Here is a 13959-nt window from a genome sequence, read left to right as displayed (position 1 = left end):
CAAGCCTCCTTCAGTAAGTCAATGACAATTCTGTTGATTTCCTGAGCAACTGATGATTTTTATTAAATTAGGTCATAAACACGCTATAGTGAGTTTGTTAAAATTCTCTCGTTTTCCACCGGCAACGAAAGGCGCATCGTGCAAGCAGCTTTAAAACTTCGGCTCTATTGGGCAAACAAAACCATCAACTATAGCATTCTCATTTTGATCACCTTGCTTGGTGTGGTGATACCTACTTGGTATTTCGGCCAGAACACCTTGATCACTCCGCTTATCTTAGGTGTCATTGCCGCAGCTCTGGCAGAAAGCGATGACAGTTTTACAGGTAGGGTGAAGGCGTTATTCCTCACTTTCATTTGTTTTGCCGTTGCTGCCTTCTCTATCGAGATATTGTTTGATACACCGTGGGCGTTTGCTATCGGCCTGTTTGTCTCTACCTTCGGCTTTATCATGCTCGGTGCCATTGGACCTAAATACGCTAGTATTGCCTTTGGCTCTTTGTTGATTGCGATCTATACCATGCTAGGGGCGCACGAAAGCACGAATATTTGGTTCCAACCGCTTCTGTTGTTGACAGGCGCTGCGTGGTACTACTTTATGTCGATGATCTGGCAGATGTTCTGGCCGCTTCAACCCGTTCAACAAAGCCTCGCGACTGTCTTTCTTCAAATTGCAAACTACCTAGATGCCAAGGCAAAGCTGTTTCATCCAGTCACCAATCTCACACCACAACCCATGCGTATAGAAGCAGCAAAACTCAACGCTGCGACTGTGAATGCACTGAATGCTTGTAAAGCGACGTTGCTTAGCCGTTCTAAGCGCGGCCATATCGATGGTCCAAGTGACCGCTTCTTGAACATCTATTTTATCGCACAAGATATCCATGAACGCGTCAGTTCAAGCCACTATCGTTATCAAGATCTTGCGACAGAATTTGAGCGTTCTGATGTTCTGTTTCGCTTCAAATACCTGCTTGAATCACAAGCACAGGCGTGTCGCGACATCGCCCATGCTATCCGCTTGGGTAACGAGTATACTCACACAGACCAATCTATTTTGGCTTTGGCAGAACTGCAAAACTCACTAGGCTATTTAGAAGAGCAAGACCAAAGTCACTGGAAACGCCTATTAGCTCAGTTGACCTACTTGTTCAATAACTTAGCGACTGTTGAGAAGCAACTGAGCAACATCAATAACCCAGATGCTGAACGCCTAGAAGAAGACGTGCTCGATGACACCAACCCACACACGTTTAAAGCAATGTGGCAACGTATTGCGGCGAATCTACATAAAGATTCGATGTTGTTCCGTCATGCGCTGCGTATGTCAATTGCTTTGACAGCCGGTTACGGCATCATTCAAGCATTTGATATCGACCGTGGTTACTGGATTCTATTAACCACCCTATTTGTTTGTCAGCCGAATTACAGCGCAACAAGACAAAAGCTGACTGCTCGTGTGATCGGCACATTAGCGGGCTTGTTAATTGGTGTCCCGCTACTTACCTTCTTCCCCTCCCAAGAAAGCCAGTTAGTATTCATTGTTTTCTCGGGGGTGATGTTCTTTGCATTTCGTATTAACAACTACGGCTATGCGACGGGGTTTATTACCTTGTTGGTTTTGTTCTTGTTCAATCAGTTAGGCGAAGGCTACGCCGTAGTACTGCCACGTTTGGCGGACACGTTAATTGGTTGTGTTTTAGCAGTCGGTGCCGTCATGGTGATTCTGCCAGATTGGCAATCAAAACGTTTACACAAAGTGATGTCCGATGCGATTGATGCCAACAAGCAGTATCTCGGGCAGATCATCGGTCAATACCGTATTGGTAAGAAAGACAACCTCAGCTATCGTATTGCTCGCCGCCAAGCACACAACAATGATGCAAACCTCTCTTCTGCCATCAGTACAATGTTGGCGGAACCAGGTAAGTACCGCACTGCGGTAGATGAAAGTTTCCGTTTCTTAACGCTTAACCACGCGATGCTGAGTTACATCTCAGCGTTAGGCGCCCACCGCACGAGAATTGAAGATGAATCTATTCATCAACTTGTGCTCGATGCACATCGCTGCATTCACCAGCATTTGGATGTGCTGCATCGCCAACTTCATCATCATTGTGAAGAATGCGACCTATCATCAATCAATGATGCAGATCTAGAGCAAAGACTGAATGAATGGCGTGATGAAGACGACCATTCAGCCCGCATGGTGCTACAACAACTGCATCTGATTTACCGTATGTTGCCGGAGCTGCATTCACTCGCTTCTAAGTTTGCCGTTCGCGTGAACTAACCCAGCCTAGAACGAACTAAGAATATTGAACTAAGTAACCATATTAAAGGGGTAGACTATGATTCTACCCCTTTATGATTAGCGTGCTTATTCATAAGAAAAGTCTTACAAGGCACTTGACGCTTACTGACATTACTCGGACAAAAAAACACCATTCAAAAACTAATCTAAGAATATTAGAACATTCTTTAATTGTGACCATGAAGGTCGCTGAGGTGGGTGGATGAAGGAGAAGCCCAAGAAATGTGAGGAGATCGAGATGACTACTCAGCAATTTAATGAATTAAGAAAAAAGATTAATGACCTGACAGCGAGCCAATTAAAGTCGCTTCAAGGCGATATTAATCACTCTCTGAATAAAAAAGAAAGCCCACTCCTGTCGAGTGAAGAACGTGAAATGCTTTCAAAACTGTTTGCTTAATCAAACAGATTAACAAAAGCACTTGCACGAATTTACAACACTTCCTATGCTAACAAAAGCATAACAAGTGAGAGAAGCAGCATGCCAATATCAGGAATTCAATCCGGATATCAAATGATTCAGCTATCGCAAAAGATGGCTGAAGACGCTGCCCATGACATCCAAAAAGACTTTGTGAAAGAAAACGACCTAGACTTCAATAAGGTTGAACTAGTCAAAGATTCCGAACTCTCATTTAACGCTCCTAACTTTACTCCCTCTTCAAATGCCGTCGAACCTTTGGTTAATTTGACTCAAGCCGCAAGCTACAACCGAATCGGCGCTTCTGTCGTTGATAAAAGTAATGAAGTGATTGGTAGCCTTCTCGATATACACGTTTAAGCATCCAAATTTCCAGTATTAGCTCCATCTGATGCACAAATATTTGGGTTAATTTGTTTGTATCCACTTGCTTTCAAAAACATCACCTTTCAGATACAAAAAAGCGCGATAACTCATTGAGCTACCGCGCTTTGGCTTTATGTCCGTTTAACCGTTAGACAGAATGTTATTATTGAGTAGAGATTCAACGATCTCATTCGAGCTGAGCCCATTGAAGTCAATCGCGTCACCTAAGTGCTCAACTACAATGGTCTGATGCACATTCGTATCGGTGGTAATGTTCAACGATACCGCTTCTGTCGATGCGTCATAATCCGCTGAGATATGTCCTAACAGATCATCCATATCGATCATCGGATTATTAAGATCAGAGATGACCTCACGCAAATCGATACTGTCTTCGTTCACCGTAAAGTCAGTGATGGTATCCACAGCCCCTTCATCAACCGAATCCACTGTCCACTTGAAGGTATCGCTGCCGTCACCACCAGTTAGGATGTCTGAGCCTAGACCACCGATAAGCACATCATCACCATCGCCACCCACGATAAGGTCGTCACCTTCCCCACCGATTAAGTTAATGCCTGTGTCTCCACCAACTAGGTAGCTGTCGTCTGTTGCACTTGACTGATCAATATCGTCGTTATCACCGCTCACATCCAAGCTAATTTGGACAGGTGAAGACTGGGCTTCATCACCATTAGATTCTGTTGATATCGCGGTAACCGAAATATCGTAAGAACCGGTATCAATACCACTGTTGGTGTCCGTCGCCACAATTTCTAGTGTATCAATTTCATCGCTTGGTACTGTCCAAGTGGTGCCATCGAAACTAATGCCTGATGGAGAAACACCACTTGTCACCTCTGCACTAGCAGGTACACCCGTTAGTTCCAGTGAAAGTACCTCGTCAATGTCAGTCAACGCCGCCATGATACCCACAATTGCAAGACCTTGACTGCTCGCGGTTTGACTAGCAGCAATTTGACGAACGTAGTTAAACTGAGGATCGATACCCAGTGTTGGGACATCAGCCACAGGATTCACATTGATAGTGAAGTCTTGATTCGCCTCCAATGCTGTACCCGATGCATTTTCAAAGTACACACCGTTGTCTTCGACTTTCACCGATAAGGTGATTGAAGCGGCATCCACGTCTCCTGCATCCACAAATACGCCCTCAGAAGCATCTGTCGCGCCAAGAACGGAGTTAATGTTATCTGGTGTACCCATTAGGATAATTTCACCAAACATTCCCGCACCTACAGTGACACCACTACCTGCCGGTGGCTTAACACGAACGTCACCTTCTGTCACCGCTAGAGTTACCGTCATGATTTCATTCGCCTGTGCACCAGTAAAGTCGATGTCGCTTACACTAATACCAGTAATTTTCTGGCCATCGGCTTCGTTGATCGTATCCGTTACCGACGTTGCTGTGATTTCAGGTGCGTCATTGGTCGCTTCTATATTCAACACTGCTGTGCCAGCAATTGTGATTGGGTCTGGCGCACCGTTAGTGGTTCCGTCATCTGTGATTTCATAAGTGAAATTAACGTCGCCAAAGAAATCTGCAGCAGGTTCAAACGTCCATTCTGTCGCACTGACTTGCGTTAACATACCCGCCGAAGGGTCTGCCAAAGCTACATTACTAATGGTCAAATTGTCCGATTCAGGGTCGCTCGCATTACTCAGAAGTTCTGTCGCAGTAATCGTCACCGCGCCACCATCTTCTTCCGTACTGCTTAGCGTTACCTCAGATGTTACAGGAGAATCGTTCACCTCGGTGACTTCAAAGGTTGCCGTTCCTGACACTGTCTGAGGATCAGAAGCGCCGTTCGTCGTACCGTCATCAGTAATGGTGTAAGTCAGACTCACCGTGCCGTTATAGCCCGGCGCAGGTGTAAATGACCATGTACCTGAGACGTTATCGAAATCCAATGTACCGCTACTTGGGTCGGCCAATTGAACACTACTCACCGTCAACGTGTCGTTCTCAATATCAGACGCATTCGCTAATAAATCAGCTTGGGTAATCTCAACCGCCGCACTGTCTTCCGCAACATCAGAAAGTGTCACTTCAGACGTTGTTGGTGCATCGTTTACTTCCGTTACATTGAACGACGCGCTGCCATTAACCGATTTAGGATCAGATGCACCATCTGTCGTGCCATCATCTGTAATGGTGTACGTGATTTCAACTGGACCGTTGTAATCTGTTGCTGGGGTAAACTCCCACTCGCCAGTGCCACTGTTGAAAGTAATGCTACCGGAACTAGGGTCAGTTAATTGAACATTGCTAACAGTGAGGTTGTCGTTTTCTACGTCTGTCGCATTCGCAATAAGATCCGCTTCAGAGATAGAGAACACACCACTGTCTTCTTCAATATCCGGTAGCGTCACTGGCGTAGTTTCTGGGGTATCGTTCACCGCTGTCACTTCAATATTGAAGCTGCTGCTGTTGGTATTTAGGGTGTCATCTACCCCACCAATCACGATACCTTCATTGCCTTGGTCATCGATTGTCACGTCCACCTGAACGTCACCAAAGAAGTTCAGGTCCGGATTAAATTCAATCAAACCGTTTGCAATGGCATTGTTTAGATCGGCCACAGTGCCTTTCAGCTCAACGGAGTCCGTACCATCACCGCTCACGGTTAGGTTGTAAGTAGTGATGAGCGTTGGGTTGAGCTCCAAGATACCGCTGTCTACATTGACATTGAGCACGTACTCAGCGTTCGGATCATCTAACACCGCATCAACGTCTGTAATGCTGAAGCCATCAAGCAGTAACGGAGTATCCTCTTGCGTTTCAACATCCACTGTATTCACAAACTCTGGGCGATCGTTAACAGCTTCTACTTCGACATTAATGTCGAATTCTTTTGGTGTGCCTAGGCTTTGACTTCCATCTAAGCCAGTATCAACGGTCTGCACTTTAAACTCTAATGTGCCATTCCAAGAATTGTCGTTGCGATCGCCAGAGTTAAAGACCACTTTATCCAGATCTTGAGCATCAATCTCTAGAACGAACACACCGCCACCTAGGTCGGCAAATGCAGTGCCGTCGGTAAGTTCAATGCTTGCACCGTCTGGCACATTCGCGATTTCTACACGAAGTGTTTCTGGATCGTTCTCTTCATAATTCGCACCATCACCAATCGACTCTTGGTTATCAACCACAAGGGCATTGATATTGATTTCGATGTCTTCACCCTCATTACCTGAAACTAAGGTATCTGGGTTTACATCAACATCATCACCAATTGGATCAATGATCACTTTGAAGTTGCCAGTGTGTTCCGTAGGTACTTTAAGCAACTCTTCCTGTGTGAACGCTGTAATGCCAATATCAACTTCACCACTGAAGTTTTTCGGTGGTTGGATTTGAATTGAGCTCAAATCAACAGATGTTTGTGTCAAATCATTCAGTTGAATACTCCACTCACCACCACCATTGTTTTTCACCGTGTAATCAGGAGAGCTAGAAGTCACAATAAAGTCGGTCGGTAATCCAGTAAGCTTCAAGGAAACAAACTGTTCTGAACCATCATCATCATTTAGACTCACCGATACGCCGGAGCCTGACTGCGTCAATGAAATAAGGGTATCTTCATCGCCTGTGACAACGATAGGTTGAGAAGGATCTGTACCACTTATCGTAATGTCATCAACCACTGGTGTGATTTCAAACGACACGTTATCAGTGAAGGTGCGAACATCGGTATCGTCGCCAGGGTTAGCAAGCGTGGTTTGATCGATGATTGCTGTATCCGTGATCTCCCCTTCGATATTAATTTGAACGGTATTTTGACCGCCACCGACTGGGTAATTCTCTTTCGGCTTGAACAACACTTCATCCAATGCGCCCGCAGCAATTTCAGCAGCACTGAACTCGATACTTGTGCCTAATGGGTTGCCGCTCGCGTCAACAAACTCACCTAACGTCGTGTCATCAAGCGTGAGCTTAATGTTGGTGAGCGTCTCTCTGCCCGCTTGCAAGTTATTACGGTTGTCAGCAAAGTCGACATTCAAGTTGAGTTGAATCAAGCCATCTTCGTAGCCAATACCATCGTTGGTTGGGACATCATTGTTAAGGTCGTTCACTGGTTGCTTGTCAGCATCTAAGCCTAACGTACCAGTGATATCGACTGTCACATCTGGTGTCACATTGCTATCAAGAGGTTGATCCCCCGAAGAACCAGGGACATCCGCAACTGGCAAGATCTGAACAGGTAGCGACTCTAGCGTAGTGTTTTCATCACCCGATTGAGTATCGGTGGTAACAAACAGAACTGGGAGCGTGAAGTCACCTGCCCAATCTTCGGCAACACGTAGGGTCAAACCATCGAGACCAGTAATGTTGCCACTCGCATCAATCGAAGCTTGGAACACGTATTTGCCGTCAACGAAGTCAACATCAGTGCCACCAATAACTAGGCCTGGAGGTACACCAGGTGATGAAGGGTCAATAACAAGCGTTAGGACATCTTCTACGCCATCGGCATTAATGGTGGTGACTTTAGATGACAATTGCGTACCCAAATCAACAGTATTGTCTTCGTTGCCATCAATTTGAACCGTGTTATCAAGGTCAATTTCAGCTGCTACGCTGGTTTGAGGCGTGATATCTGTTGGGAACTCAAGTGTGATGTCAGTTTGACGTTGAACTGTTGCATCTTCTTCGACCGTATCTTCACCCAAGTCGTTCACTTGTGCGTAGATGGTCAAGCCAATTGAAGAAATACCGTTGTTATCGCCGTCGTCGGTGTCATCATTAGGTGTAAGATCCAAACCTGCTGGCGCAATAATCGAGAAGTTCTCTTCATCAGTGATCGTCCAGCGACCACCACCTTCATTCGATGCACCAACAATGACTAGCTGATTCAAGATTTCTGGGTCAGTAATACTGAATTGAACCACCAATTGAGTCACGACTTCATCAGAAGAATCATCAAACTCTTGATATTTGATGATATTAGCACCGGCTTGGCCACCAGCACTGGTGTTAATCGTGAAATCGATATGGCCTTGAGCGTCGGCACGAACCACATCTGTCGTTGTACCACCAGACTCTTCAACCAGAAGGCGAGTTTGATCAGCGACATCACCTGTTAAGTTCTCTGGTTCAACAACCGGATTCACTTGAACATTGACTGTACCGTTGATCACGGTAGATGCGATGCCCTCACCCGGATTTCCTGAGTCGACATACTCTGCATCAATTTCTTTCACCGTCACCTGTGTACTCAAGCTAAAGTCAGTACTTGAGTCCTGTTCAAGCTGAACTTGAATATAGCCATCTTGAGTGATTCTGGCAGAGAAGTCTTGCTCTGACTCGTTAGTTCCCGGAGTGAGCGTGATGCTGCCACCTGTCACGGTTTGCGCGACACCGTCAACATAAACAGTACTGCCATTTGGGAAGCCACTGATTGTTAGGCCAGCAAAGAATTCGTCCGCATCCGGGCTTTGCGTTGCTGTCGGCTCCCAATCAATATTAATGCGCGTGTCTTCATTGCCTTCAGAGCTAACGACATAGTTGTCTTGAGCATCAATCACAGGGGCAACTTTAACGCGGATTTCACCTGTTACCTCACGCGTATGACCATCGTTCTCAGTCACGATAGTGGTTGCTGTGATGGTAATATTTTCTGTCGACGACGCTTCAGGTCGAATAACGATGCCCGAGTTGACGTTAGCATCGGTAATGTTTGCTTCGTAAATCGGTTGGCCTGCTCCATCGTATCCAACAAACGTCAAGTCGATAGAGGCACCATCGTTATCAAACAGTTCTACACCATCAGGGATATTTGACAGCAACACTGTGATCGACTCTGAACTATCAGCAGGGTTATCTTTCAGCTCTCCAGATACCACACTAAAGGCCAAGCCAACTTCTCCATTTTCGTCGATTTCCGCTTCGATACCACGAACGGTACCATCGTCAAAAATATTCCAAATGCCGGTTTTATCATTCAGCTCGATGTCTGGGATATCCGCTACACCTTTCACCGCGACAATCACCGATTGCGTACCCAAAGAACGAATATCTTGAGCGGTGCCCGTTGATAGAGAGGCGTTGTCTTTCACAATACCCTCTACGTCAAACGTGAAGTCTTCGTTACTGTGTAACGGAGGAAGCACTTCAACATTAGCAAGGCTTGATTCTGGAATTTCGTAGTAAAGAACATTACCGCCACTGTCTGTAACTGTATTGATTTGGCTTGGATTTGCGGTATCAAGCCAAACTAACGTCACACCATCGATGGAGAAATTGTCTATGCGTACAAACAGCTCTTCTGACCCATCTATATCCGCAGAAGGTGTCATCTTAATCACTTCGCTCAGTTGCAGTGGATCATGATCAGTCACTGGATCTACGGAGTCTTGAGTGCGAGCATTGTCCTCGAAGATATTAATTCGGTGAACCGTGAAGCTACCTTCATCCGCAATAGGATTCACGTCTATAACAATTTCTTCTGTATCAGAACGCGCTGTTTCTTTACCGGTTAACGGATTCGTTCCTTCGGTTGTGATGGCAGTGACATCGAGCTTGATTTGACCCGAGAAGTGCTCTGAAGGATCGACTTCAACCTCATTGATACGGCTTGCGTCAACAAGGTATTTGCCACCCGCTTCTGGAATAGGTGTACCATCTGAGTATACCAACGTCGCATTGTCTCCACCCTCGGTAAAGACAAGTTCGTATACGATGGACTCTGGGTTGCTGATATCTTGCGTGTTCGCCTCAATGTCTAACTCAACATTGTTGCCATCTTCATCAACGGTATAATCGAAGGTGCTGCTCGCGTTCCACGTTGCAATATCTGCAACCGCATCAACTTCAATATCCAAGCGACCATTAATCGTATGGTCTGGCGTACCATTGTTGAGAATTTCCACACGGATACGAGGATCGATACCAGATGCACCGGTTGATGAATGGCGATCTGGCACAAAGTACAAGTTATCTAGCGATACAAGCTCACCGTTGAATGACTGCTCGACATTTGAAGCATCAAGAACAACCGTATTACCGACAGGCGTTAATTCAATGTAGTTACCGCTAGCGTCTCGATAATAGAATGTACCATTGTGCGTGTTCGCATCACGAATGGTGATATCGCCTAAACTTTCCGTACGGTCAATATCGTGCAAGTTAACGACAAGATCGACTTTCGCCGGTGTTACATCCAAGGTCGATAGGTTATCTTGCGTATTCGCCGAATCGACACCAGCAACAACACCGCCACGGCCTTGATCCTCAAAGGCTGTAACGGTAGATGTATCAATTTGCGCGTTACGGTCGGTGATTGAGATATCAACATCTGCATCGCTAGTATCACCGTCGCCATCGGTTGCTACGACATTAATGGTGAAATCAATAGAATCTGTTTCTGTATGGTCAAGATCGTCATTCGGGCGGAAAGACACGCGGCCGTCAGTTCGAACAATCAAACGACCGATTTCGGTATCCACTCCGTCAAGAACTTTGTGAACGAACACAACTTGGTTGCTACCGTTCAAATCAACAGAATCCGAGTCAACACCGTTTTGCTTGAAGTAAATGCCTGAATCATCAGCCGAGAATGAAGTCACTTGCGCGCCGTCAGCACCAAGATCATCATCGCCCTCTACAGGGTCTCGGAATAAGCGAACCGTGCGGTTTCCTTGTCCCTCAACACGTGAAATAGACGCATCGTACAAGGTTGGAACATCATCAGTAATTGTCACTGGTAAGTTAATACCGGCCGTATCACCATCGACATCAGTCGCGAAGACAGGGAGATCGAGTATAAGTGTATCTTCGCCTTGGGTTGAGTGGTCTAGCGCACCCTCAAGCGTAAACTTGTAAGAGCCGTCAGCGTTCAAAACTAACGTGAACACTGAGTTACCATCCGGTGTTTGACCTTGATAAGTAAAGTTGTTGTTGCTTACCGCGGTTTGAACTAACGTTACCGCGAGGCCACCTGAAGTGACTCCTGGGATCGGGTTAGAAGTAAGATCCAACTGATAAGAAACAACGGTATCTGCCCCTTCCACCGTATCGAAATTGCCCGTTGCTTCTAGGCTGTCTTTGTTGGTTGCCTGAGAGCCATTAGCGAGGTTATCCTCGTCAACAGCCAAAGCATCTGCTGATGTGATTTCAGGAATATCATCAACAATGGTGATTGGAAGGTTCAGTGATGATGACGTGTCACCATCAAAATCTGTAACTGTAATTGGAATATCAATGACAAGGTTGTTTTCACCTTGAACAGCGTCATGGTCGATCGGTCCCAACAGTTCAAATTGGTAGCTGTCATTATTCGCATCAAGAGACAGCGTGAAGATCTTGTTTGAGGTGCCCGTAATCACTGCTTCGTAACTGGTTACACCACCAACCGAGCTCACCACATTCAACTCGATACTACTACCGTTCGAAGTTAAGCCAGACACAACGGCATCGAGGTCAGAAACTTGGTAGCTGACAATCTCATCTGCACCATCAACGACTTCAAATCCACCAGTCAATACCGTTGAATCGCTACTTGTCGTGTCTGAGCCACCAGCAAGGTCATCTTCATCAACGGTTTGTTGGCTAGAGTCTGTCACTTTCACAATCGCTGGAACATCGTCCACCACGGTGATCGGCAAGGTGATGTTATTGGACACATCGCCGTCAAAATCGGTCGCGTTGACAGGGAAGTTGATGACTAACGAGTTTTCATCGTTACCCGCAGGATGATCAAGTGCACCCAACAGTTCAAATTCATAACTGTCTGCTGAACCATTTAGCGTCAGTTTAAAGACGGTGTCCGTCGTACCTTGTACATAAGCTCGGTACTCAATCACACCGTTTGAATTTGAAAACTCAACCAACTCAAGCGGTTGACCACCTGAGGTAAGTCCAGAAACAGGCGACGTTAAGCTATCCAACTGGAAGCTAACGATAGAATCGGCACCATCAGTAACGTCAAAGTTGCCACCAATGATATTGGATTCTGGCGTGTCGTCCGAACCTTGGCTTGGAATATCATCCTCATCCACAGACAAGGTACTACCAGAGCTAATAGCATCAATGGTTGGCTTGTCATCTACGATCGTCACTGGCAAGGTCGCAGTGATGGTATCGTTGTCGCCATCTGTAATCTTCACAGGTAGATTCAACAAAATCTCATCAGAGTTAACCGCGTGATCTAACTGACCAGATAACTCAAAGTCGTATTTACCATCTTGATGAAGTGTCAACGTGAAGACCGTCACTCCACCCGGAGTTTGCCCCACGTAAACAAGCGCGTCAGTTGTTGAAGCACTGACGTCTTGAGACAGCGTTACCTCTTCTCCACCCGATTTCAGATTCGGGATAGGATTTGAGCTCAGATCCAATTCGATCGCATCAATACCATCTGCGCTGGTAACTTCAAATTCACCTGATACCGTTAATGGCTCTTTCGTGCCATCAGAACCAAGAGGTAAGTCATCTTCGTCGACACGTAGACTTTCAATATTGGTAACAACTGGAACATCGTCCACAACGGTAATTGGCAATGTGAAGGCTGGTGAAGTATCACCATCATTATCTGTCGCCGTCACAGGGAGGTTAATAACAATCTCGTTTTGCTGATTACCATCTGGGTGATCAAGCGGCTTCTGTAAATCGAACTCGTAGGTGTTGTTCGTTGCATCCAACGTCAGTTCGAACACCACTTCAGCAGGATTGCCAGCGACACCTTGGTATACGTTCACGCCGTTTGCGCTAGAAGACAGGACTAAGGTGATAGCTTCGCCATCTGAAGTCAGTGACGCAACAGGCGTGGTCAGGTCACTCAGCTGAATAGAAGCAACTTGGTCAGCACCTTCGGTGATATCAAAAGTACCTGAAATAACAGTATCTTCTGCACTTGCAGCATCCGTACCTGCTGGAAGGTCATCTTCATCAACGGTTTGTTCGCTGCCTGCTAGTAATCCATCAATGGTCGGAACATCATCCACAATCGTAATTGGTAAGGTGATGTTGTTCGACACGTCTCCATCAAAATCAGTCGCGTTTATCGGCAAATTGATGATTAGTTCATTTTGGCCATCAGCATTTGGATGATCGAGAGGAGCAAGCAAATCGAACGTGTAGCTATCATCAGAGGCATCAAGGGTCACACGGAATACTGGTGTCGTCGTGCCATCAATACGAGCCTCGTAAACTGAAACGCCACCTGCGTTTGATACTTCAACCATAACCAATGATTGACCACCAGAGGTCAGGCCTTGTACTGGCGTTGTTAGGTCAGAAACGCCGTACTCCACAATGCCATCAGAGCCATCAGTCGCAATGAAGTTACCTGCAATGCTGTTCGACTGCGTACCATCAGATCCAACTGTTGGGATATCGTCCTCGTCAGCCGTTTGCACACTTGTTGCTTCGATGCCACCAAGTGTCGGCTTGTCATCAACGATCTTGACAGGAATTGTCTCAGCAGAGGTATCGCCATCAAAGTCTGTTGCGATGATTGGGAAGTTGAGCGTCAACTCGTCGCTATCTACCGCGTGGTCGATTGGACCTTCAAGCGTGAAGTTATAAGAGCCATCGGTATTCACTGTTAGCGTAAAGACCGCTTCAGTACCCGCTGTCGCCTCGTAAGTAAAGCTGCCATCACCATTTGCGGTTTCCGTCAGTGTGACTGCCACGCCTTGTGATGTAAGGCCATCAACTGGTGTTGCAGAAGCGTCAAGCTGATAACTCACTACTCGGTCCGAGCCTTGTGTGGTGGTGAAGTTGCCATCAATTGAAATCGGGTCAGTCTGATCTGAGCCAATCGTACCTAAATCATCTTCATCAACGGTAATCGCATCGACATCGGTAATGGTCGGCTTATCATCCACGATGG

At 46.2% G+C, this 13959-nt stretch carries 4 protein-coding genes; 3 read left to right on the top strand and 1 reads right to left on the bottom strand.

The annotated features are described in order from the left end of the window. Positions 1 to 138 precede the first annotated feature (138 nt). From yccS to L1076_RS24625, 3 genes are all read left to right on the top strand, one after another. Complete coding sequence (gene yccS, locus L1076_RS24635) at positions 139 to 2292, top strand: YccS family putative transporter (protein WP_042606028.1); 2154 nt, start codon at positions 139 to 141, stop codon at positions 2290 to 2292. 259 nt (positions 2293 to 2551) lie between these two features. Further along, on the top strand, positions 2552 to 2713 hold the full coding sequence (locus tag L1076_RS24630) for a hypothetical protein (protein ID WP_164492032.1): 162 nt from the start codon (positions 2552 to 2554) through the stop codon (positions 2711 to 2713). 114 nt (positions 2714 to 2827) lie between these two features. Continuing rightward, positions 2828 to 3094: a hypothetical protein gene (locus L1076_RS24625; protein ID WP_038867958.1), complete on the top strand. Its 267-nt coding sequence runs from the start codon at positions 2828 to 2830 to the stop codon at positions 3092 to 3094. A 147-nt stretch (positions 3095 to 3241) separates the two neighbouring features. Here L1076_RS24625 and L1076_RS24620 read toward each other — a convergent pair. Next, a partial coding sequence (locus L1076_RS24620) for a cadherin-like domain-containing protein (RefSeq protein WP_237304664.1) occupies positions 3242 to 13959 on the bottom strand: 10718 nt, incomplete at its 5' end.

This window comes from Vibrio sp. MMG023, assembly GCF_021654215.1.
Classification (GTDB): domain Bacteria; phylum Pseudomonadota; class Gammaproteobacteria; order Enterobacterales; family Vibrionaceae; genus Vibrio; species Vibrio jasicida.
This window is presented reverse-complemented; position numbering and strand designations above follow the sequence as displayed.